Annotated in this window: 25 protein-coding genes and 1 pseudogene; 12 read left to right on the forward strand and 14 right to left on the reverse strand. The window is 63.6% G+C overall.

The features are described from left to right. Positions 1–271: 271 nt before the first annotated feature. From FOY51_RS27610 to FOY51_RS15075, 4 genes and pseudogenes are all read right to left on the reverse strand, one after another. Positions 272–382, reverse strand: a pseudogene (locus FOY51_RS27610) (oxidoreductase); the annotation flags it as partial. Positions 383–488: 106 nt separating this feature from the next. Continuing rightward, a complete protein-coding gene (locus FOY51_RS15065) occupies positions 489–770 on the reverse strand; it encodes a hypothetical protein (RefSeq protein ID WP_149431051.1) in 282 nt (93 codons plus the stop codon). Then, positions 767–2,401 carry an AMP-binding protein gene (locus FOY51_RS15070; protein WP_149431052.1) on the reverse strand — a complete coding sequence of 545 codons (1,635 nt, stop codon included), beginning with the start codon at positions 2,399–2,401 and terminating at the stop codon, positions 767–769. The genes FOY51_RS15065 and FOY51_RS15070 overlap by 4 nt, the downstream gene beginning before the upstream one ends. A 159-nt stretch (positions 2,402–2,560) precedes the next feature. After that, positions 2,561–3,142, reverse strand: coding sequence for a TetR/AcrR family transcriptional regulator (locus FOY51_RS15075; protein WP_149431053.1), 582 nt, complete (start codon positions 3,140–3,142; stop codon positions 2,561–2,563). 51 nt (positions 3,143–3,193) lie between these two features. Here FOY51_RS15075 and FOY51_RS15080 point away from each other — a divergent pair, with 51 nt between their 5' ends. After that, the gene (locus tag FOY51_RS15080; protein WP_149431054.1) at positions 3,194–4,027 is read left to right on the forward strand and encodes an oxidoreductase; all 834 of its coding nucleotides are present in this window, start codon (positions 3,194–3,196) and stop codon (positions 4,025–4,027) included. Here the strand turns inward: FOY51_RS15080 and FOY51_RS15085 are convergent. From FOY51_RS15085 to FOY51_RS15095, 3 genes are read right to left on the reverse strand one after another with little or no spacing between them, the layout of a single operon-like run. Next, entirely contained in the window at positions 4,024–4,797 is a 774-nt protein-coding gene (locus FOY51_RS15085; RefSeq protein WP_235916363.1) for a class I SAM-dependent methyltransferase, read from the reverse strand. The genes FOY51_RS15080 and FOY51_RS15085 overlap by 4 nt on opposite strands. Next, a complete protein-coding gene (locus tag FOY51_RS15090; RefSeq protein ID WP_149431055.1) occupies positions 4,794–5,765 on the reverse strand; it encodes an oxidoreductase in 972 nt (323 codons plus the stop codon). Before FOY51_RS15090 ends, FOY51_RS15085 begins: the two co-directional genes overlap by 4 nt. Next, complete coding sequence (locus FOY51_RS15095; protein WP_149431056.1) at positions 5,752–6,756, reverse strand: NAD-dependent epimerase/dehydratase family protein; 1,005 nt, start codon at positions 6,754–6,756, stop codon at positions 5,752–5,754. The genes FOY51_RS15090 and FOY51_RS15095 overlap by 14 nt, the downstream gene beginning before the upstream one ends. A 91-nt stretch (positions 6,757–6,847) precedes the next feature. Between FOY51_RS15095 and FOY51_RS15100 the strand changes: the two genes are divergently transcribed. The 3 genes from FOY51_RS15100 to FOY51_RS15110 all read left to right on the forward strand — a co-directional run bounded on the left by FOY51_RS15100 (position 6,848) and on the right by FOY51_RS15110 (position 10,159). Continuing rightward, a complete protein-coding gene (locus tag FOY51_RS15100; protein WP_149431057.1) occupies positions 6,848–8,146 on the forward strand; it encodes a S1C family serine protease in 1,299 nt (432 codons plus the stop codon). A gap of 126 nt (positions 8,147–8,272) precedes the next feature. After that, on the forward strand, positions 8,273–8,599 hold the full coding sequence (locus FOY51_RS15105; RefSeq protein ID WP_149431058.1) for a DUF732 domain-containing protein: 327 nt from the start codon (positions 8,273–8,275) through the stop codon (positions 8,597–8,599). Positions 8,600–8,755: 156 nt separating this feature from the next. Beyond that, entirely contained in the window at positions 8,756–10,159 is a 1,404-nt protein-coding gene (locus tag FOY51_RS15110) for an HNH endonuclease signature motif containing protein (protein ID WP_149431059.1), read from the forward strand. 32 nt (positions 10,160–10,191) lie between these two features. Here FOY51_RS15110 and FOY51_RS15115 read toward each other — a convergent pair whose 3' ends face one another. The 5 genes from FOY51_RS15115 to FOY51_RS15135 are packed head-to-tail and all read right to left on the reverse strand — an operon-like array spanning position 10,192 to position 14,462. Next, positions 10,192–11,394 carry a cation:proton antiporter gene (locus FOY51_RS15115; protein WP_149431060.1) on the reverse strand — a complete coding sequence of 401 codons (1,203 nt, stop codon included), beginning with the start codon at positions 11,392–11,394 and terminating at the stop codon, positions 10,192–10,194. A gap of 6 nt (positions 11,395–11,400) precedes the next feature. Continuing rightward, positions 11,401–11,787, reverse strand: a complete 387-nt coding sequence (locus tag FOY51_RS15120; RefSeq protein ID WP_149431061.1) for a hypothetical protein — start codon at positions 11,785–11,787, stop codon at positions 11,401–11,403. Beyond that, a complete protein-coding gene (locus tag FOY51_RS15125) occupies positions 11,784–12,299 on the reverse strand; it encodes a DUF6328 family protein (protein WP_149431062.1) in 516 nt (171 codons plus the stop codon). Before FOY51_RS15125 ends, FOY51_RS15120 begins: the two co-directional genes overlap by 4 nt. Positions 12,300–12,306: 7 nt before the next feature. Beyond that, positions 12,307–13,164 (reverse strand): polyphosphate kinase 2 family protein, encoded by an 858-nt coding sequence (locus FOY51_RS15130; RefSeq protein ID WP_149431063.1) that lies wholly within the window; start codon positions 13,162–13,164, stop codon positions 12,307–12,309. A gap of 53 nt (positions 13,165–13,217) precedes the next feature. Beyond that, a complete protein-coding gene (locus FOY51_RS15135; protein ID WP_149431064.1) occupies positions 13,218–14,462 on the reverse strand; it encodes a saccharopine dehydrogenase family protein in 1,245 nt (414 codons plus the stop codon). Positions 14,463–14,566: 104 nt separating this feature from the next. Here FOY51_RS15135 and FOY51_RS15140 point away from each other — a divergent pair, with 104 nt between their 5' ends. Continuing rightward, positions 14,567–15,553, forward strand: coding sequence for an alpha/beta hydrolase (locus FOY51_RS15140; RefSeq protein WP_187776335.1), 987 nt, complete (start codon positions 14,567–14,569; stop codon positions 15,551–15,553). A gap of 7 nt (positions 15,554–15,560) precedes the next feature. On the opposite strand, the gene FOY51_RS15145 is transcribed toward FOY51_RS15140, so the two are convergent. Together FOY51_RS15145 and FOY51_RS15150 are read right to left on the reverse strand one after the other, a co-directional pair. Continuing rightward, the gene (locus FOY51_RS15145; protein ID WP_149431065.1) at positions 15,561–15,866 is read right to left on the reverse strand and encodes a DUF4873 domain-containing protein; all 306 of its coding nucleotides are present in this window, start codon (positions 15,864–15,866) and stop codon (positions 15,561–15,563) included. Further along, positions 15,866–16,696: a TetR/AcrR family transcriptional regulator gene (locus tag FOY51_RS15150; RefSeq protein WP_149431066.1), complete on the reverse strand. Its 831-nt coding sequence runs from the start codon at positions 16,694–16,696 to the stop codon at positions 15,866–15,868. Before FOY51_RS15150 ends, FOY51_RS15145 begins: the two co-directional genes overlap by 1 nt. Between FOY51_RS15150 and FOY51_RS15155 the strand changes: the two genes are divergently transcribed. The 7 genes from FOY51_RS15155 (at position 16,695) to FOY51_RS15185 (ending at position 22,328) form a co-directional block, all read left to right on the forward strand. Then, the gene (locus FOY51_RS15155) at positions 16,695–17,273 is read left to right on the forward strand and encodes a DUF2165 domain-containing protein (protein ID WP_149431067.1); all 579 of its coding nucleotides are present in this window, start codon (positions 16,695–16,697) and stop codon (positions 17,271–17,273) included. The genes FOY51_RS15150 and FOY51_RS15155 overlap by 2 nt on opposite strands. A 168-nt stretch (positions 17,274–17,441) precedes the next feature. Continuing rightward, positions 17,442–18,656 (forward strand): DUF445 domain-containing protein, encoded by a 1,215-nt coding sequence (locus FOY51_RS15160; RefSeq protein WP_235916374.1) that lies wholly within the window; start codon positions 17,442–17,444, stop codon positions 18,654–18,656. An 84-nt stretch (positions 18,657–18,740) separates the two neighbouring features. After that, the gene (locus FOY51_RS15165) at positions 18,741–19,241 is read left to right on the forward strand and encodes a helix-turn-helix domain-containing protein (protein WP_149431069.1); all 501 of its coding nucleotides are present in this window, start codon (positions 18,741–18,743) and stop codon (positions 19,239–19,241) included. Further along, the gene (locus FOY51_RS15170; protein WP_149431070.1) at positions 19,234–19,926 is read left to right on the forward strand and encodes a heparin-binding hemagglutinin; all 693 of its coding nucleotides are present in this window, start codon (positions 19,234–19,236) and stop codon (positions 19,924–19,926) included. The genes FOY51_RS15165 and FOY51_RS15170 overlap by 8 nt, the downstream gene beginning before the upstream one ends. A 91-nt stretch (positions 19,927–20,017) precedes the next feature. Beyond that, entirely contained in the window at positions 20,018–20,314 is a 297-nt protein-coding gene (locus FOY51_RS15175; RefSeq protein WP_149431071.1) for a DUF2516 family protein, read from the forward strand. A 266-nt stretch (positions 20,315–20,580) separates the two neighbouring features. Next, on the forward strand, positions 20,581–21,474 hold the full coding sequence (locus FOY51_RS15180; protein WP_235916377.1) for an AurF N-oxygenase family protein: 894 nt from the start codon (positions 20,581–20,583) through the stop codon (positions 21,472–21,474). Between the two features lie 2 nt (positions 21,475–21,476). After that, positions 21,477–22,328 carry a MerR family transcriptional regulator gene (locus tag FOY51_RS15185; protein ID WP_235916364.1) on the forward strand — a complete coding sequence of 284 codons (852 nt, stop codon included), beginning with the start codon at positions 21,477–21,479 and terminating at the stop codon, positions 22,326–22,328. Positions 22,329–22,330 lie beyond the last annotated feature (2 nt).

Below are 22,330 nucleotides of genomic sequence, written 5' to 3' on the forward strand. Positions count from 1 at the left end.
ATCAGTTCAAACTGTCCAGCTTGGACTGTCTATATTATGTTGATGTCGTGAATTTCTGCGGCGCTAGCTCGTTCCGCGTCCGTCAAGGTTGCCGGATCCACCCGGCTCACGAGCGCCCAATGCTTGCCGACCGGGCATCGCTGAAATCGCTTGGAGCCAAGGCGGATAGCTTTGAACGATCCGAGCGGAACCCACTTGGTCGTATACAGATGACCAGCGGAACAACGTACGATGCGATCGCTTTTCGAGCTCATTCGACTACCTCCATGTGTCAGCCCGGACCGTCGCTTGCGGCGGCGAGCAGGGGCACCAGCACCGACCCCATCGGTGTCGGCAGGTTGTGGGCGCGAGCCTTGCGAAGGATGACCCCGTTTCTCAGATCAGCGCGATCCTTGTGCTCACACCTCGACGGTATGCCTGACCAACCTGATCGCGTGACATTCCTCCCGGTATCCGGGATGAATCGCAACGGATCGGCTTGTGGGCCATCAGCCTGCCGTCAACGTCCTGAACAGCTCGCTGAAATCTCGCAGCGCGCGTTTGTCTTCGTCCGGCGACTGATGGCCACCATCGACGGTGATCGAAATGGCAGTTCCCCTGCGAACTTTCAGCTCGTTCCAACACAGCGGCAAGGTCTGCGCCAAGATTCGACGACCTGCCACCGTCAGTACGATCTTGGACGAGTATTCGTTGGTCTTCCAACACAACTGTTCCGCGATATCGGGATTCAGCGGACCTGCTGCTTCCAGATCCTCGTAGTACATCGTCACTGCACCTCGTCGGCTTCCACGATCTCGCGGAGCAGTCGCGGCACCACCTTGCCTGTGGTGTTGCGGGGGAGCGCGTCGACGAACCGTACTTCGCGCGGAACGCTGAAGCGCGCGAGTCGCTGCTTGACGACGGCGGTGACGGCTTCGGCTGTGACAGTGGCGGATCGGGGATCTTGGCGCACGACGAACGCGGCGAGGCGATGGCCGAATTCGACGTCCGGGACGCCGATCACCGCGACTTCGGCTACGCCCTCGATCTCGGCGATCACCTGTTCCACCTCGTTCGGATAGACGTTCTCACCACCGGAGACCACCATGTCGTCGGCTCGTCCGTCGAGGAACAGCAGGCCGTCGGCGCCAATCCTCCCGAGATCGCCCGTGGCCATCAAACCGTCGACCACCTTTTTTCCTGCGCCCTGGCGCGTGTAACCGTCGAAAAGCATTCCGTTGCCTACGAATATCTCGCCCACCGCACCGGCGCTGACCGGGCGACCTGCGGGATCGAGGATCGCGATCGTGGTGCCGAGCGGCGCTCGTCCGGACGTTGTCGGGTGCGCCGCGAGCTCGTCGGGAGTTGCAATCGTCGCAAAGGAGACTTCGGTACTGCCGTAGATGTTGTAGAGCACCGGCCCGAACCTGCGTAGGGTCTCGCGAACCACAGGCGCCGCGATCGCCGACCCGCAGGCAGCGATCACGTCGAGACTGGACGTGTCGGTATCGGTATCCGCGGAAGCATCGATGATGCGCGACAACATGATCGGCACGACTATCAACGTCCGCACCCTATGCGCTTCGATGGCGTGCAGTGCCTCCCGCGCAAGGAAATTGCGTTGCAGTACAACGGTGCACCCCATCGCGATGCTGCTGATCAGTGCTCCGAAGCCCCAGGAATGAAAGATCGGCGCGCAGACCAGATCGGTGCTTCCTGCTCGAAACGGTATGCGCGACAACAGTGCTGCGCCAGGCATCGGATTACGCGGGTTGGTGCGAAGCGCCCCCTTCGGTGCCCCCGTCGTACCCGACGTCAGGATGATCGAATGGGCGACGCGCGGGCGGAAAGGGAGGCGGTGCTCGGTATCGCGCGCGATCAATTCGTCGATGGTCGGAACACCGTCGCGTAAGCGCGGATAGCCCTCGTTGGACCACGCTTGAATCAGCTGGATTCCCTCGATGCCCGCCGCGGTGGTGAACTCCGAATCGGCGACCAGTACGTCGACGCGCTGCTCGCGTAGCACCGTCGCCAACTGATCTCCGGAGAGCCCGGTATTGACGAGAACCTGATCGGCGCCGACTCGACCTGCCGCAGCGACAGCGTGCAGGAAGCCGCGGTGGTTTCGGCAGAGTATGGCTACCTTCGCCTTGTCGTCGATACCACGCACGAGCATGGCGCGGGCCAGTGCGTCGATCTCCTCGTCGAGTCGGCGATAGGTGACGCTGCCGGCGTCGTCGATGATTGCGGTCCGATCGGGGTAGCGCCGTGCGGTCATCGCGATCGCCATGCCCGGGGTGACGTCCCACCGCACCGCCGCCACGCCCATGCGTGCCAACTTTGCGGGCGACATCGGGCGCAAGGCCCCCGACCGCACGATGGGTGCCACGCCCTTCGCCAGCTCGACTGCTGACTTGACCATCGACACGCGAGGTTCTCCTTGATTGCCGAAGCGTGTGTGACGCGGCTGCGTGCAGACAACTGAGCCCAGCTCCCCAACTGCGTGTGGCATCAGCGTTGTTGCCCGACACCGCCGAGGCGGTCGGGTTGGCTCCATTATGACCGAATCGAAAGGACAGGGTCAGGGGGTTCGCAGACTGGGCCAGATCAGGGCGAGAATCGCGTCGGCATGGGCGGATGTCAGAGTGGCGTGCGAGATGAGCAGCTTGTAGTAGATCGAGCCCCAGATCGCGTCCATCGTCACGTCGATGTCCAGGTCGGCACGAACCTGACCGCGCTCGATCCCACGTTGCAGCACCTCGGTTGTCGCGGCGCGACGGCCTGCGATGAACCGTTCGCTGATGGCCTCGGCGAGTGACGGCTCGAAGCGACTCTCGGCGATCAGGTCCAACATCGCGGCACCGGTTTTGGTGCGATAGAACGCGATGACGCCGCGGACCTCGTCCAGGAGGTCGGTGTGCACGTCGCCCGAGTCGCCGAATCCTGGATACCTGTCGGCGCGGTCGTGCACCGCGTCGAGCAGGATCGCGGCCTTCGACGGCCACCAGCGGTAGAGCGTGGTCTTGCCCGCGCCTGCGCGCTGAGCGATTGCCTCCATGGTGAGGCCGCGGAAGCCGGTCTCCGCGAGCATGTCGTAGGCGGCGTCGAGAATCGCGCGTCGAGTCGATTCGCTCCGCGGCCTGCCCGCGGTCTCGTTCTGCATGGAATGAACATACCTGTTGACAAAAACGATACGTAGCGTTTCGATAATAGAATGACTTATGACTCCTCTCGCGTGTGGTTCATCACTGGTGCCAGCACCGGCTTCGGACGAGCCATCGCCCGCGCCGCATTGGCTGCGGGCAACCGGGTTGTCGCGACCGCGCGAGACACGACTGCGCTCGCCGACCTCGCGTCGGATCCCAAGGTGCTCGCATTGCACCTCGACGTCACAGATCAGGCGACCATCGACGACGCCGTTCGTGATGCTCTCGGTGCGTTCGGACGAATCGACGTCTTGGTCAACAACGCCGGCTACGGACTGCGTGGCGCAATCGAGGAACTCGACGACGCCGATCTGCGGAAACAGTTCGATACCAACGTGTTCGGCGTTCTTGCCGTCACCCGCGCAGTGCTCCCGACCATGCGGCAACAGGGCAGCGGGCTGATTCTGCAGATGTCATCGGTCGGCGGCGTCACCGTTGCACTTGGCGGAGCAGCTTATGCCGGAACGAAATTCGCGCTCGAAGGGCTATCGGAGGCGCTGGCAGCAGAGGTGGCGTACTTCGGAATCAAGGTCGTGCTGGTCGAGCCAGGTCCGTTCCGAACCGATTTCGCGGGGCGCTCGATTCGCTGGGCGGAACCGTTGGCGGCCTACGAACCGGTGCTCGACGCCGAACGCACCAGGTTCGACGCGCAGGACGGTCAGCAACCCGGTGACCCCGACCGTGCTGCCGAGGTGATCCTCACGATCGCCGATATGGCCGAGCCGCCGCTCCGAGTCCCGTTGGGGCCGCAGTCTTTCGACCGGATTCGGGCTGCACTTACTGCGCGCCTTGCTGCGCTGGACGAGATCGAACCGCTGGCGCGAGATACGTCCTACCGCTAAAGGCGGTGCGCGCTCACGTACTGCGCAGTGCCGCGAGTCTGCTGCTTGATGTCGACGAGGCCCGCGGCTGTGAAGATGGCCGGAAACGTGCTCCGGTCGAAGATGCGTACGCCGATTGTTTTGGCGCCCAACGAGAGTGCTGCGTGGATGGGTGCGATCTCGCTGCCGTAGCTGGTCATGATCGCGATTCGCCCACCGGGTGCGAGCACACGAAGCATTTCGTCGACGACGACGAACGGGTCGGGCACCAGGTACAGAGCTGCGTAGCAGCACACTGCGTCGAACGTGGCGTCGTCGAACGGCAGGCGTCGGGCATCACCGCGCACGTAAGCGGCATGCGAGCTGCGATTGTCGCGAACAGCCTGTGCGATCATCGGACGGGAGATGTCGAATCCGACGGCAATGCCGTCTCCGGACAGTTGTGAGCCGAAGAAATTGGTGAAATTTCCTGGGCCGCAGGCGACGTCGAGAACCTGCTGGTTGCCGCGAAGTCGTAGGCGTTCGGCGGCTTCCTCACGTTCCTTCTGCGCGCTGAGTCCGTACAGCCCGAAGGCTGCCACGCCGACCGGACGCCACAGTCGTTCGTAGATCGCTGCCACGATCGTGTTGATCATCGCACGCTGCGAAGCCGTCGGCTGCGGGGCGTCTTCGGGCCCGATCAGATCGATGTAGTTCTGTGCCTGAGGATCTGCGTTCTGCAGATCGGCGGGGCGGATGAGTTTCCGCGCGCGTTCGAGTGCGGCGTCGGCGCCGTCGGGGTTCTTCGTCATTCCGCGACCGTGGATGCGAGTGCGCTGTAGTCCGCACCGGTCAGCTCGACGGACTTGTCCCACAGGCCTGCCGCCACCGTTTCGTCGCGAGCGGAGCGCGTGCGCTTCGAACGCCGCACCGGCCCACGGGCGCCGCCGAGTTGGTTGGGACCGAGGTAGTCGCCGTTGCGAACGTCCGGCATGGTCGCTGCGTAGAGCTGGCTGAGTGCGCCGCCGCGCTCGTTGTTTCCGATGGCACGCAGCCCGAGGTGCGTCACGGTCAACGCCCCGGGAATGGGCGGCACCATCGAGTCGAAGAGGTTTGTCGCCGCGATACCGGGGTGTGCGGCAACGGAAATCAGCGATGACCCCGCCGCTGCGCTTCGCCTACCGAGTTCGGCGGCGTAGATCAGATTTGCCAACTTCGACTGACTGTATGCGCCCATGCGCGTGTAGGGCCGCTGGTGATAGTTCAGGTCGTCGAGCACGATCGCACCACGCTTGTGCGCAACGCTCGCGAGTGTGACGACCCGCGGTTGGTTGGTCGCCAGCAACGACGGGAGCAGCGCGTCCGTGAGGACGAAATGGCCGAAATGGTTTGTCCCGATCTGCTTTTCGAAACCGTCATCGGTTCGGTCGAATGGCACCGCCATGAGACCGGCGTTGTTGATCAGGACGTCGAGACGAGGCGCAAGCGCTTTCGTCGAGTCGGCGGCGTCGCGAACGGCGGCGAGACTAGTGAGGTCGAGCCGAACCAGTTGGTGATCGGCGCCGTCGGGAGAGATGGCACGCACCTTCGCCAATGCCGCGCGACCTGTTTCCTGGTTGCGGCACAACAGGATCACGCGGGCACCCGCCCGGGCGAGCGCAGTTGCCGACTGCAGGCCGAGGCCGTTGTTCGATCCAGTGATCGCGACCGTCTTGCCGGCCAGATCGGGAATATCGGTGACGCCGAAACGTCGTACTGCCAGCTTGTCAGCTGTCGGCATGTGTGCTCCTCGGTATCAATTGTTGTTCACGTAACCAGTTTTCGGTGTGGACCATGCCGGTGGTGACGTCGACAGTCGGCTCGTATCCGAGTACCCGTCTGGCCTTGTCGATCGAATACGTGCCGGTCCGGCACAGATACAGCAGGCTTGTCCGATTGACCTCGGTGGGCGTTCGCGTGATTCGTGCCGCGGTTTCGCTGGTGCGGGCCAGGGCAAGTGCCGCCGCGGTCGGTAGGCATAGCGGCCCTCGCTTACCGAGCATGCGGTAGTAGTGACCGAAGAAATCGGCACACCGCACGCCGGACGCGCCGCCGATGGTGAAGACCTGGCCTGCGGCGGCGTCGGTGATGGTGGCGAGTCGTATTCCGGCGACCAAATCGTCGATGTAGACGGGGCTGAAGATGCCGTTACCCATCGCGGGCAGCAGAAACATGTTCTTGCGAATCAGACCGATCGGCTTGACGGTCCACGGTTGCGATCCCGGTCCGTAGACATCACCGGGGCGAATGACGGTGCACTCGATGCGCCCTTCCGCGTGGCGTTGCAGGACAACCTGCTCGGAGGCAATCTTGGTGTCTACGTACGGATTTCCGTCGGGTCGGACCGGGTGGTCCTCGGTGACACCGTCGGGATAGTCGAGATCGGAGAACGCGCGAATCGACGAGATGTGAACGAAGCGCTGAACGCCTGCGGCGATAGCTGCGTCGAGCACTCGCTGGGTGCCGAGGACATTCACACGCCAGGAGGTGTCGGCGTCGTAGGCGTTGGAGACGATCGCCGCAGTGTGGATCACCGTGTCGCATCCGATCAGGTGATCGCGCCACGGGCTGGGATCGGTGATGTCACCCGCAACCACATCGGCACTTGGATCGGCGGTGAAGTCGACACCGCGGACCTCGACGCCGTGCTTGCGAAATCGAACGCCGAGGGCGCGACCGATGAATCCATTGCCTCCAGTGATGAAGAGACGCCGCGGCTCAGTTTCCGACACACGCACAGCCTACGGAGGCGTCGGTTCGATGCGCGGACCGCTCCTTCCGGCATAGGCTGAGGCATTGCCGGCTGCGCAGGTCAGGAGGGCGATGGACAGGCACCAGGCTCGCCCCGACGACGCCGAATTGCCCGCGGTTCCTCCCGCTGTCGGCAACATGTGGGTGCCGCCGGGGTCGCGTCCGGTCGGTCCGGTTCGGATCGAGCCCGCGTACGTGGCACCCGAGCCACCGCGTCGTGGCCTCATCGGGCCGTTACTGGTCGTGTTGCTGCTGGTAGGTGCCGTTACGTACGGGGTCGGCGTCGACAAGGGGCAGTGGACGTTGCCGTGGAGCCCGGCCACTGCCCAACAGCAACCTCTGGTCGCAGCACCGCCTGCGTCGCCGCGGGTAGGCGCCGGACCACTCGACGCGCAGGCCGTCGCAGGCGCGGTGGTGCCGACCCTGGTGAACATCAACGTCACGATCGAACCGCTGGGCCTGGAAGGGGCCGGTACCGGAATCGTGCTGACCGACAGCGGGCAGGTGATCACGAGCCACCACGTGATCAAGGGCGCGAGCAGCATCAGCGTGACGGACGTGGGGACCGGCCTGATCTACGACGCGAAGCCGATCGGCTACGACAGCGACCACGACATCGCGCTATTGCAATTGGCAAACGCAGGCGGCCTACCGACCGCGAAATTCGGCGACTCGTCGGGTGTTGCCGTCGGCGATCAGGTGGCGGCGATCGGCAACGCCGGGGGAGTCGGTGGAGTGCCCACACCTGTCACGGGTGCAGCTGTCGATCTGGACAGCACGATTGTCGCGCGCAACGACGCCGACTTCTCTCGCAAATACCTGACCGGACTGATCGAGGTGGATGCCGATGTGGCGCCGGGGCAGTCGGGCGGCTCGTTGGTCAATCGGGTCGGCGAAGTGGTCGGCGTGATTGCCGCAGCGTCGACGAACGATACCTCGCCGGAGGATCCACCGGCCCAGGGTTCGACACCCGTTGCTCCGGTCCCGCCCGCCTCGCCCCGACGTGGATTTGCGGTGCCGATCAACCAGGTGATGGCGATCGTCAAGGATATTCAGGCCGGAAAGGCCTCTGACACAGTGCATATCGGGCCGACGGCGGTGCTGGGTGTGCTGGTGTCCGACAACGATCCCGGCAAGCCGCCGGGCGCACATGTCGACGGCGCTCTGTTCGGGACGCCCGCCGACGAGGCCGGCATGACCGACGGCGATCTGATCACCGAGATGGACGGCAAGCGCATCGATTCGGCAAAGACCATGCGCGCCATCATTTCCGGCCATCGTCCAGGCGACGTGATCCAGTTCGTATGGACCACGAAAGAGGGCAATCCGAAAGCTGCGGCAATCACGCTCGACGACGGTCCGCCGAACTGACCCGCCGGTAGCCGCTGGGTGTGGGTTTATCACCCTCAGGGTGTGTAGTGCCGGGGGCGGCAATGCCGGATCGTTTATCTCACACCGGAAACGGTCACCTTCCCCCTGACAGAGAAGAGAAACCCCATGTTCAGCACCCGCACCCGTAACCGCGTCGCCGCTTCGCTCTTCGCCTTCACCGTCGTCGGTCTCGGTGCCGGAGTGATGGGCGCCGGTACGGCGATGGCCGATCCGGTGTCGTTCATGGACGAGATCACCATCAACGGCGCGACGTTGCCGGGCATGACGGCGGATCAGATGATCGCCGCCGGCTATGCGACGTGTGATCACCTGCGCGCCGGGGTTTCGGTTCTCGACGAAATGTCTGCGGTCGAGCAGACCTACCACTTCAACCAGGGCACCCTCTTCGTCAGCGCTGCCACGACGAACCTGTGCCCCAACTTCGCGGGCTGATCCGCCCTGGCGCGCTGATCACGAGCATCGGGTGGCAGAAATCGCAAAAATTACCACCCTTTGCTCGTGATCACGAAGGTCAAGTGCTCGCGCTAACCCCTTGAGCCCCAACAGTTTCAGAAGTTTCGTGTCGGTGGGTGCCGCTAGAATTAGCACATGCATTCGATCACCGAAGGACCTGTCGCAGCACTCGCTGCTGACGTGTCCGCGGTGCTCGACGACGACCTGACCCGCTATTCCGACGACCAGTTGACCGAGGTTCTGCGGATGGCCGAGCGGTGCACCCGCCAACTCGCCGCGTTCTTCACCAAAGCCCTCGTCGAGACCGAAGAACGCTCCATCCCACGCCGAGCCGGGTGCACCTCGACCGCGTCGTACCTCCAAGACGTGCTTCGGCTGTCCCGGTCGGATGCGACCGCTCGGGTGACGGCGGCGAAGAAGTTGGGCACCTGGCATGACGTCGGCGGGCATGAGATTCCTGTCGATCTGCCCGCAACCTCCAAAGCACAACAGGGCGGTGACATCAGCCCCGAGCATGCCCGCAAGATCGCAGCCGTCATGCACGACGTTCCCGCCGCCTTACCTAGAGCGCATCGGGACGAAGCGGAAAAGATCCTCGCCGAGTGCGCGAGGGACGGGACACCCGAGGACGTTCGCAAAGCCGGTGACCGACTGTTGAGCTACCTCGATCCGGACGGCAAGCTCACCGACGACCGCGACCGGCAACGACGACGTGCGTTTCGGATCGGACCGCAAGGACCGGATTTGATGTCACCGGTGTCCGGGTGCATCGACCCCACCCTGCGGGCCCTGCTGGATGCGTTGTTGGCGAAGCACGCCAAACCAGGGATGAACAACCCCGACGATCCGAACCCGGCCGATCCCGCCGACGCTGCCACGAAAGATGTTCGCACCGCAGCCCAGCGCAATCATGATGCGCTGAAACGGATCTGCGAGATAGCTTTGGAGTCCGGGAAATCCGGCAGCCACCGCGGCCTCCCCGTCACCGCGATCATCACCATGACCCTCGATCAACTCGAAGAAGCCGCCGGAGTCGCGACCACCGCGACCGGTGGTCGTATCCCCGTTTCCGACGCGTTGAAGATGGCGGAGAAGACGAGACCGTGGTTGGCGATCTTCGATCACGCCGGCCGACCGTTGCACCTCGGCAGAAGCAGCCGCCTCGCCAGTGGAGAGCAACGCCTGGTCCTGATTCCCTTCGATCGGGGGTGTACCAAACCCGGGTGTGACAAACCGCCAACCCTGTGCGCGGTTCATCACGTCAAAGACTGGGTGGAAGGTGGCGAAACCGATATCGATGGCGAAACCTTCGCCTGCGACGGCTGCCACGCACTCGTCACCAGAACCGAAAACGGTTGGCAAACCATCAAAGCCGACGACAATCATGAATTCCCCGGGCGAACTCTGTGGATCCCACCCAAACACATCGATCCGGAACAAAAACCGAGAATCAACCACTGCCACCACCCCGAAGAACTACTCGACCGGGCCATCAAAGCAGCCATCGATGCGGCAAAGAAATCCGACGACGATCCATAGCTAGATCCGCGCAGTGCCCTCCGTGGCAAATTTCAGGGCGTCGCTTTTCCCAGCGACGTGTCCGCTTGTGCTGGCACCGCTTTTCCCTGCGCCCCTTCAGATGGTGCCGCAGCGAAATGCTTCGCCGCTATTCCGCCCGATATTGCAGCCACCGCGATCGTGATCATCGCACCCAAGATCAAGGCGCCCGATTCGCCGGGCTTCAGCAGATGCAACTGCGATCCGACTGTCACTGCTGCAATCGGAACACCAAGTTGCGCAGCGGACATCGCAGCCAACGGCAGCGGTAGGCCGGCTATCCGCATCGCGCTGTGCACCAGCAACGCGCCCAACCCGAGTGCGACACCGACGCCGATGTAGGACGGATTGTGTGCCAGCTCGCGCAGATCGATCGACGAGCCCAGCCACACGAAGAACAACGGACCGAGAAACCCGTCGTTGATGGCGAACAGTTGCTTCGCGACGCGTCGCGGTTCGCCGACACCTGCGACAGCCAACCCGAACGCAAAGCCCGCCAACATGATCGACACATGAGTCGTCGTCGCCAACGCAGCGAGCGCGAACAGGATCGCCAGGCTGATCCGCAGCTCCAGTGCGAACTTGCGCTCTTCGGAGATGTCATGCAGCTTGTGCCGCAATCCCGTCTTCTCGACCGCGCGCAAACCGAAGAACAGCACTACGGCGCAGGCCGCAACAGCTGCGGCGCCCAGTGCCGCACGCCCGGCATTCGACGGATCGACCACCAGCGGCAGCGCCACGATGCACGCGGTATCGGCGATCGCTACCTGCGCCATCATCTGGATTACCTGCGGTCCGCCGAGTTCCAACGAGTCCACGATCGGCAGCACAAGGGCCGCGGACGACGACGCCATCAACACCGCGTACAGGGCGAGGTGGCTGGTGTCGAAGAGGTAGCTGATCAAGGCAGCGGCCGCGACTGCGAGCAGCCCGACCGCCACGGCCCTGCCGACGCCCTTGCCCAGCGCCGACCGAACCGTTGGATCACGCACCGGCACATGTGATCCCGCCACGAACATGGTCAGCGCGAAGCCGACGTCGGCGAGTAGCTTGAACGTCGCGTCCGACGAGTGCAACAACCCGAAACCGGTGGCGCCGAATGCGATCCCGGCGAGCAGCTCGCCGATAGTCACCGGAATGTGCCAGCCCTGTCGCGCCGCCAGCAGCGGACCGAGCAACCCCACCACCATGATCATGGCCAGCGTTGCGAATGACACCGGGTGCTACTTCGAGCCGTCGGCGGCAACCAATTTCACTGGTATGTCCGTATTTTCGTCGGTGTGGTAGCTGGCGCACACCCGGTGGTAGCCGTCGGCAACCTGCAGCGCCAACCCGGTGTGCAGATCGCCACGCACCAACAGGACCGGCGAGATTGCCTTTCCTTTCGCGATCTTCGCCAGGTCCGAGGCGACATGCGGGTTGTCCTTGTCGAGCAACGGCAAGCGAGCGGCCCGCAGAATGTCCTTTGCCTTCTTGTCGACTATGGGCGCTTTCTGTAGCGCCGCCACGATCGACTTGACGGCCGCAGGCGCCCCTATCAGCGCGAGATAGTCTGCGGCAGCAGGATAATCGTGCTCTTCCGGCTCGTCGAGCCACTTCACTTGCGTCATGTCGGATGCCTTTCCAGCTGAGAACGTTGAACAAGCTTGGGAAAAACCAGCCAGGCAAAAACGAACAGAGCGGCAGTGGCGACGCCGACAAGCGCTCCCGCGATACCGCCCGCAACGACGTCGAAAATCAGGGTTGCCACACCCGTGAGCGCCAGTCCGAGCAGCACCAGCCCGGCGAGCGCGCAACGATGCGCGGTCGACACCAATTCCAGCAATCGATGCTGCCGGAACAATACTCGGTGCATCCCCACCGGCGCGATCAACAAAATCGTCGCGCCCATCGAGAACAGCACGGTCGCCAGGTACACACCTTGCATCACGTCGCTCAGATCGGCGAAGCGGTCCTGGAACGGCAGAATCAGCAGAAAGCCGGTGAGCAGCTGAACGCCGGTCTGCACCACCCGGAGCTCCTGCAGCAGGCTGATCCAGTTGCGGTCGAGGCGTTCGGTTTCCGTCTCGTCGCGCGCATCCCGATTCCACGCGTCGTCGCGCTCCGGATGATCGACGTTCATGCGGCCATCACGCCTTCGCGAGTCGCTTCTTCTCGGCCTCGACATCGAAATCGGCGGGCGGCCAACCGAGTTGCAGGCGCTCCAATGCGTCAATCAGCAGTTCGGTCACAGCGAGCCGACTGAACCACTTACGATCGCACGGCACCACGTACCACGGCGCTACGTCGGTCGACGTCTTGTCCAGCACAGCCTGGTACGCCTCTTGATAGTCGGGCCAACGCTTGCGCTCGTCGATGTCGGCGGGGTTGTACTTCCAATACTTGTCCGGCCGGTCGAGGCGTTCGGCGAGACGCTCCTTCTGCTCCTCCAACGACACGAACATCGCGACCTTGACGATGGTGGTGCCCGATTCGACCAACTTGCTCTCGAAGCGGTTGATCTCGTCGTATCGCTTCTCCCACACCGACTCCGGGACGAGATTGTGGACGCGGACAACAAGGACGTCCTCGTAGTGCGACCGGTCGAAGACGCCGATCTGCCCGCCGCGCGGCAGCGCATTGCGGATGCGCCAGAGGTAGTTGTGCTTCTTCTCCTCCTCCGACGGCACACCGAACGACGTGTGATCGATGCCCTGCGGATCGACGGCGCCGATCACGTGCTTGACGATGCCGCCTTTGCCTGCTGTGTCCATTCCCTGCAACACCAGCAGCACGGAGCGGTGATCGCCGGATCTGCCTGCCGCGTAGAGGCGCTCCTGTAGTTCGGCAAGATGCTCGCCGCGTTCGACAAGCAATTCGTTGCCGGACTTCTTGTCACCGGCGAATCCCGGTGTCGCACTTGCATCGAAGTCGGCAACCTCGATGTCGGGCTTCGCCCGGAGCGCCTCTGCTGCGGGAACCTTCCAGGACTTACCGTGTTTCCCCATGATGTGACCTTGCCACAGGCGAAGTGGGTCCGGAAAGAAAGCCGGTATCCCGGCTAGCCGCGTTCCACCGTGATCGTCATCCCGGCCGCGCGCAGCCGATCGGCCAGCGGCTCACCCATTGCGATCGCGGGTGTCACGACGCCGACGTCGCCCAACCGCTTGTCGTCGAATGCCAGCGCCAGTCCCGACTCGCCGAGCAGCACCGACGTCGCCGCGTATCCGGGATCGCCCTTCGCGGCGAACGTTGCCACGTACTTCGCGCCGGACGACGTGTGCGAGAAGGTCTTCATCGAGAAGTAGCCGCTGTTTCGTGCGGCTTCGCTCGGCCCGGTGCCCGGCTTCGGAACGATGCGGTCGACGATCTTCTTGCCGATACCGCGCGACGTCAGCGGACCCGCCACGACGCCGACGGCGATACCGCCCGCGATACCGGCCGCGAGTACCGGTGCCAGCGTCGATTTGCCCGCGCTCATCACCTCGCTGTAGCGGAAGTTCTTGCCGTACGCCCAGCCGAGCAACGCATTGGAACGTCGAACCACGCGCGTGTTGTACGACGCCATGACGAACGTGGTGACCCAACCCGACAGGCTCGCGTCGATGGTGTCCGCACGGCGCAGCGCCTGATCGGATTGCTTGCCCAGCTTGGGCTCCATGTCGCGATCGGGGGTCAGCGAGTACGGGTGACCGGCAATCTTGCCCTTGGCCGGATCGGCGGCGATCTCTTCGAACTGGGTGCGTGCCGAATCGATGGTGCCGCCGCTCGCGCCGCCCTTGAGCGTCGCGACCAAGGTGGTAGTCTCCAGCTCGCCGGTGTTGTCCTCCAACGACTTCCGGTAGATCAGGTAGGCGCTCAGATCGGACGGCACGGAGTCGAATCCGCACGAGTTCACGATCCGCGCGCCGGAGTCGAGTGCAACGTTGTGGAACTTGTCGATGCAGTCGCGGACGAACAGCGTTTCGCCCGTCAGGTCTGCGTAGTGCGTGCCCGCGTACGCGCAGGCCTGCACCAGCGGCAGGCCGTACTTCGCGTACGGGCCGACGGTAGTGACGACGACCTTGGTGCGCTTGGCCATCGCGTCGACGTCGGATTGATCCGCGGCGTCGGCGACGATCAGCGCCCAGTCGGCGGCAGCCGTTCCGAGTTCGTCGCGGACGGCAGTCAACTTCGTCAGCGACCGCCCGGCCAACGCGATCCGCGCCTTCGGTGGTGCGGCCGTGACCAGGTATTGCGCGGTCAGTTTTCCGACAAAACCGGTCGCACCGTAAAGCACCAGGTCGAACTCACGTTTTGCTGCCATTTCGTCTCCGTTTCAAGATCACCTATTCGGCGCTGGAACGCCGTTGTGTGTCATTGTGTGCCAAGGGCGAAAACCGCTCGCGACCGGTTCGGAGAGGAGCCACCGTGGGGAAGTCTGCATTGCGTTCTCCGATCAGCTCTCCCACGATCGACGTTCTCCCCGGCCCGAGTCTGCAGAGCCGCGCTCTGCGTGCCGCGTTGCAAGTCACCGTTCGACCGGTCCTCCAAACGTGGGGCGCACTGCCGAACCTACCGTGGCCGTACGGATTGATCGATACCATCGCAACGCCGCTGCGTGCGATCGGTGGCTCGACCGTTCGCCCCCGCAAGCTCACCAACTGCGACGCCGAGTGGGTGCGCGGTCCGGGAGCGGACAGCGATCGTGTGCTGCTCTACCTGCACGGTGGTGCGTTCATCTGTTGTGGCCTGCATACGCATCGTCGGCTGGTCTCGCGGATCTCGGCCGTCTGCAAGGCGCCTGCGCTGAGCGTCGACTACCGGATGCTGCCCGAGAACCCGATAACCGAATCGATCGAAGACTGTCTCGACGGCTATCAACTGTTGCTCGACCTGGGCTATCGCAACGACCAGATCGTGATCGTGGGCGATTCCGCCGGCGGCTACATGGCGTTGATGACGGCGATCGTCGCCAACGAACGTGGCATCGGCTATCCGGCCGCTGTGGTGTGCCAGTCGCCGTTCGTCGACACCGACCCCGAGCGCAAGTTGGAGCGACTGGGCAACGTGCGCGATCCGCTGTTTCCCGCGAACGGGTTGATGTCGCTCGCCGAACTCATGACGAAGGTCGAAGGCGAGCGCGGCCACCTCGACGAGTACGGCCGCGTGCGCAGGCCGCTCGACGCCGACCTCTCCGGCATGCCGCCCGTCCTGATTCAGGCCGGCGCCGACGAGCTGTTGGTGGTCGACGCCGAGCTGATCGCGACCGAAATCGCCGACCAGGGTGCCGAGTGCACACTGCAGCTTTTCGAAGGCCAATTCCACGTGTTCCAAGCCGCCGCCGACTTGATCCCCGAAGGCCAGCAGGCCATCGACATGATCGGCGAGTTCGTGCGCGAGCACGTCGCAGGCTGAGTCCGCGTCAGGGCGCGAAGACCGGGAACGGCGGCTCGGACACCCCGTCCACCATGTGCGAACCCCACAGATCGACATGGGTTACCACCGCGGTCCCCACACCGTCTGGGGTGGCGATGGACACCTCGGTGCCCTTCTCCGGGGCGGGCGAGACGGCAGCAGCAAGTTCGCGAAGTCTGCCGTGCCAGCGAAACTTGCCCACGATCGGATCGAAGTTGCCCGCCAACTCCACGCGCACGGTCACCGGGGCGTGCGATCCGACGGTGACCTCCGCCGTTCCGGAGTATCCGTCCGGGGCGTCGTCGTCGGACATCAGTCCTCGACCGCCGGGATCGGGTGCGGTCGCGCCTTGAAACGGGACGGGGAACCGCCTGCGCGCGCGACACCTTCGACGGCGGACCACGTCATCATCGTGAGGTAATCGATCAGATCCTCCGCCGACATCGACTTGTTCGATATCCACCAGTGCGTCGCCAGCTGAATACCGCCGACGATCGAATATGCCCACGGCACCGAGCCGCCGGAATCCATCTGCCACTGCCGCATTCGTTCACCCAGAACGGTCGCGACCACCTCGGCGAACATGCGCTCCGAGTCCGCCACGACGTCGTTGTTGGTGTTGACCGACGTGTTGTTCATGACGTAGAGGTAGAGCTCCGGATCGGCGGCAACGGTCTCGACGTAGGCGGCGATCGCGGAATGAACCAGGTCGTACTCCTCCACCTGACTACCGATGGCCAGGTAGATCCGCGGCGCCAGAATCGTCTCGACGAACCGGCGCATCGTGGCATTGGTCAGGTCGCTCTTGTCGGCGAAGTATCGATACAGCACGGTCTTGGACACGCCGATCTCACCGGCGATCTCGTCCATGCCGAGGTTGCTGCCGCGCGCACGAATCGCGGCGATGGTGCCGTCGACCAACTCTTCACGCCGGGCGATCTTGTGCTCGTGCCACCGCTTCTTGCGACCGTCCTGCTTCGCGGGCTTGGCCGCGGGCTTCGCGGAATCGGAAACGCTGGTGTCGTCGTCGGCGACTTCTTCCGTGGAATTCAGAGCTCCCCCTCGTAAACGATGATCGGGTCCCGCCAGCTTAAGCCGCGCCCGCCGAGCCCGTGGTAGCACGCGGCTATCGTGAGCCGACATGACGGAAACCGACAGAGTTCCTGACCGTGACACAATTCCTGCCCGTGCCGCCTGGAAGTGGCAACGCCTCGGTACCCCCGCATTCGCGATCGGCGTACTGGTCTTTCTCAACGGCATCTACCTGGCGTTCGTGGCCTTCGGAAACATCACCGATTTCGGTACCAATCAACCCTTCGTCGCGCACGTGCTGTCGATGGACACGACCAACTTCGGCGCGAAACCGGGTACCGGCCTCGACGACGACGTGATGTGGCGCGCCATCGACGGCAGTGTCCTGCAGAACGTCGCCTACATCGGCGTCATCGTTGTCGAGACCGTCACCGCGCTCGTTCTCGTCGTCGCCGCAGTGCTGTGGTGGCGTGGCTCGCGCAATGCCCGCCCGCTGGCCAGCATCGGTCTGGTCATGATGGTGCTCCTCTTCTTCGGCGGATTCATCGCGGTCGGCGGTGAGTGGTTTCAGATGTGGAAATCGACGGCGTGGAACGGATTGGAACCTGCGTTCCGCAACTCGGTGCTCGCGTTGGTCACACTGCTCTTCGTCCATTTGCCCGACCGTCGCGACAGTTCGACGACGTAAGCACGTCGCGCTTCGACCGGCGTCGGTCCGTAATTGGGCACAATGTCGGATGTGAACCCATCGACAGTGGAGCGGGACCCGGTGCAGCGTCCCGACGCGCGATCTGCCGTCTCGCGCGGCCTCGGCTCCGCGACCGACGACGACGTCAAGCGCCGTGACCTGTTCCGGATGAAGGCGTTTGCGACGGGGTTGCTCGCGATCGCGACCCTGATCTACCTGTTCTGCCGCTGGCAGGAGTCGCGTGGAGCGGGCGACTGGGTGGGCTACGTCCGATCGGCGTCGGAGGCGGGCATGGTCGGTGCACTTGCCGACTGGTTCGCGGTGACGGCGCTGTTCCGGCATCCGCTGGGCCTGCCGATTCCCCACACCGCGATCATCCGGAAGAAGAAGGATCAGCTGGGCGAAAGCCTCGGCAACTTCGTGAGCGACAACTTCCTCAATCCCGATGTGGTCTCGGAGAAGGTGCAATCGGCGCAGATTCCGTTGCGGATCGGTGGCTGGATGGCTCAGCCGAAGAATGCGCAGCGCATCGCTGCGGAGACGTCGACGATTCTGCGGGCGCTGGTCGGGGTGTTGCGCGACGAAGACGTCCAGCAGGTCATCGATCAAACCCTGGTCCGGCGAATCGGCGAACCGCTCTGGGGTCCGCCGATCGGCAAGATTCTCGACGAGCTGATCAAGGAGAACCGGCAGCTTCCGCTGGTCGACATGCTGGCTGAGCGGGCGCATCAGTGGGCGTTGGGCAGCCAGGAGACGATCGACAAGATCGTGCTGCGGGATTCGCCGCAGTGGTCGCCCAAGTTCGTCGACATTCTGCTGTCGGAGAAGATCTACCGCGAGCTCGTCGAGTTCACATGGAAGGTGCGCTCGACGCCCGATCACGAGGTCCGGCTCGCCGCCAACCGGTTCTTGACGGACTTTGCCGCCGACCTCCAGAACGATCCCGCGACCATCCAGAAGGCCGAGTCGATCAAGGCGTCGATCATGGGTCGTGAGGAGATCACCGGCCTGGCGGAGACGACGTGGCGAGTCGCGAAACGTTTGATTCTGGAATCGGTGGACGATCCCAACAGCACACTGCGCACCAAAGTCGGTGAGAACGTGCAGCAACTCGGCGAGCGGCTGCGCGACGACACGGAAATGCGGGAGAAGGTAGACAGGTGGGTGTTGGGCGGAGCCCGCTACATCGCCGCCAACTACGCAGGAGAAATCACGACCATCATCACCGACACCGTGGCCCGATGGGACGCGGAGGAGGCGAGCAAGAAGATAGAACTGCAGGTGGGACGCGATCTTCAGTTCATTCGGATCAACGGAACAGTGGTGGGTTCGCTGGCCGGCTTGATCATTTACACGGTGTCTCAATTGATGTTCGGAGGGTGAACAATCGGTTGCTAGCAGTAGTGCTTGCAATAGTTAGCACTTCGTTTTATGCTTGCCGAAGTACACCAGCCAGGAGAGGAAACGATGTCGGACAAGCCCGTAGTCCCCGAAGAGGGATCCACTGACGAAGTCGGTACGGGTGAGTTGACTGCGCGGGTCGTCAAGGTGAAAGACGCCGCTCAGGACATCGGAAGCTTCATTCGTGCCCAGCGTGAAGCCGGTCACGTGTCGCTTCGCCAGCTGGCACAACTGGCGGGTGTCAGCAATCCGTATCTCAGCCAGATCGAGCGCGGATTGCGGAACCCTTCTGCGGAAGTTCTCGGACAGATCGCGAAAGGTCTCCGGGTTTCGTCCGAGGCGTTGTACGTACGTGCTGGTTATCTCGAGCAGCGTCCGTACAGCCCGGTTCGAGATGCGCTCCTCGCAGACGACGCAGTTACCGAGCGTCAGAAGCAGGTGCTTCTCGAAATCTACGAATCCTTCTGTCGTGAAAACGATGGACCCGAAGATGTGCTCGCGTCCTCTGACGAGGCCGAGTCGCCAGCTGAAATCAAGCCCTTAGAACAGGAGAGCAAAGATGAGTGAGTCCAAGGACAAGAGCATCGATAACGTGAAGAAGCCGCTGTACGCCACCGTCGGTGCTACCGATGTTGCCGTTCAGGCCGTTGCCGATGTTGTCGCCAAGGTGCGCGAGCGCGCCGAGAACACCAGCACCGATGTCTCCGGTCGTGTCGAGGAAGCCCGTGAGCGCTTCGCGACCCTGCCGGCCGATGTGCAGGATCAGATCGACTCGCTGCGTGACCGCCTCGCGGGCCTGCCGTCCGAGCTGCCGGAAGAGCTTGCCGAGCTGCGTGAGCGCTTCACCGTCGAGGAGCTGCGCAAGGTTGCCGACAGCTACCTCAAGGTTGCGGTCGACCTCTACGCCGATCTCGCCGAGCGTGGCGAAGGTGCCGTCGAGCGTCTGCGCACCAAGCCGGCCGTCGACGCACGCATCGAGCGGGCCGAAGGTTTCTACAGCGACGCCGTTTCGCTGACCGAAGAGGCGCTGGGCAAGGTCTCCGAGCGCACTCGCGCCGTCGGTGAGCAGGCCGTGAAGCTCGCGGGCCGCGCTACCGGTCGGGCCGAGGATGCCGTTGATTCGGCCGCCGATGCCATCGACGATGCCAAGGACGCCGTTGCCAAGAAGGCTCCGGCCAAGAAGGCACCGGCGAAGAAGGCTGCTCCCGCCAAGAAGGCTCCGGCCAAGAAGGCTCCGGCCAAGAAGGCCTGACGAACATCCCCCAGGATGCTCCACAAGTAGTAAAGAGCAGCCCCAGCGCACATTACGTGCGCTGGGGCTGCTCCCTTCTATACTCGTAGTCGTGTACTCCGTCACCGGCTCCGCGACCAGCTTGATCCTGCTCGCCTTGCAGCTCGTCGCCATTGCGGCAGCGGTATTCGCGCTGTTCCACGCCTTACGTCAGCGCAAGGATGCGTTCACCGCCGTGGACAAGCTCAGCAAGCCGATCTGGCTCGGCATCCTCGCAGTGGCGCTGGTGTGCCTGCTGTTCTCCGGTGCCGTCGGGTTCCTCGGCATCATCGCCGTCGTCGCCATCGGCGTCTATCTGGTGGACGTGCGCCCGCGCGTCGACGAGATTCAGCGCGGCCCTCGCTGGTAATTTCGGCCCCCACTTCTCCGCTGATCACGACCGAAGGGTCGTGATTTTTGCGTTTCTGGCCACCGTTTGCTCGTGATCACGGAGTGTGAGCGAGGATGTGTGTACCCGATAGTTATAGTTAAACCTTGACAATGGTCATTGTGACAATGCAGTGTGTAGATAAGTCCGAAAGGGCTCCTCGCATCACCGCCTTCACTGCACCGATGACGCTGCAAAGGAGCAAGCACATGACGATCGTCGAAACACCCACCTCCCGCGAATGGGACATGCGCCTCGTCAAGGCGGGCAAGCGTGCCGACACCGGCGCACGGTTGCTCCAGTCGTCGGCCCGCAAGTCCTACGACCCGCTCGTCGAGGTCGACTGGGAAGCCCCCATCCCCGACGACCTGTACGGCATGACGCCCGAGTGGTGCAGCCTCTACGGCACCGATCTCTGGGAGTCGATGACGCAGGAGCAGCGGATCACGCTCACCACGCACGAGGCCGCCAGCATCGCAGGCACCGGACTCTGGTTCGAGATGATCCTGATGCAGATGATCCTGCGCGACGTCTACGACCAAGACCCGTCCAGCCCGCACGTGCAGTTCGCGCTCACCGAGATCGCCGACGAGTGCAGGCATTCGACGATGTTCGCCAAGTCGGCCGAGCGCTTCGGCGTCCCGTCGTACCGCCCGAAGTGGTGGGTGCATCAGGCGGCGCGCGTGTTCAAGACCGTTGCAAGCGGATCGCTCGCCTACGGCGGCACCCTGTTCGCCGAGGAAGTGCTGGACATGATGCAGCGCGACTTCATGCGCGACGACCGCGTGCAGCCGATCACCCGCACCGTCAGCAAGATCCACGTTCTCGAGGAGGCGCGTCACATCCGGTTCGCCCGCGAGGAGACCGTGCGCAGGCTGGAGGACAGCAACTGGGTCGGCCGCGCAGGCGTGCAGCTGGTGCTCGGCATCACCGCGTACTTCATTCTGACCAGCCTGGTGAACGACAAGGTCTACGCCGCAGCCGGTTTGGATGTGAAGGAAGCCAAGAAGGCCGCCAAGAACAATGAGCACTACCACCGCAAGCTGCGCGAAGGCTGCAGCAAGACGGTGGAATTTCTCGACGTTGTCGGCCTGATCGGTGGGCCGTCGAAGTTCCTCCTTCGCCGCGCACACATCATCTGATCATGGCCAACTTTCTGGCGTCGGAATCTGCACGCATGCTGCGTGGGCTTGCGGGGGTCATCTCCCCCGCTCCTGCCAGCGAGGTGCAGTCCGCCGAGTACCGGATCGACGACCTGGCATCCGCTGCAGGCGTCAGCGTCCGCAACGTGCGCGTCTATCAGGATCGCGGGCTGCTGCCGCCGCCGCGGCGTCAAGGTCGCACCGGGTGGTACAGCGAATCGCATCTCTCGCGATTGAATCTGATCGGCCGCATGCTGGACCGCGGTTACACGTTTGCCACCATCAGCGAGCTGTTGACCGCCGCGCAGTACGGCATGCGCGTCGAAGATGTTCTCGACGTCGAGAAGCTGGACGTGTCCGGTCCCGGCTACGGCGACACGGCAGCGGTGAACGAGGACGAGCTCCGTGACATCTTCGGAACCGAACAGTTCGACGAGAACCTGCAATCGGCGCTCGACGGCGGACTGGTCAAACGCGAAGGTGCGCTCTACCGGGTTGCCAACGCTCGATTGCTGGAAGCGGCGACGCTGCTCTACGGGGCAGGTGTCCCGATGGCGGAGATCCTCGCGCAGGCGGCGGGCGTGCGGTCGGATCTGCGTGACGTGGCCGGGCGATTCGTGAAGCTCGTCACAGATCGTTACCTGCCGGGCCGTAATGCCGAACCGCTGCACCTCGATGAACAGACGGTGGGCGAAGCGGCCCAGCTGGTGAACAACGCCAGGGCGATGGTGCACGACGTCGTGCAGTCGCTCCTGGTGGATGCAATGGAAGAAGCGATCGGAACGGCTCTCGAACAGGCCGCGCAGCGGCTTGCGACCTCGGCAGACGTCGAGGGACCGGCCAAAGCGGGTTGAAT

It is taken from the genome of Antrihabitans cavernicola (genome assembly GCF_008297975.1).
In the GTDB taxonomy this organism is placed as follows: domain Bacteria; phylum Actinomycetota; class Actinomycetes; order Mycobacteriales; family Mycobacteriaceae; genus Antrihabitans; species Antrihabitans cavernicola.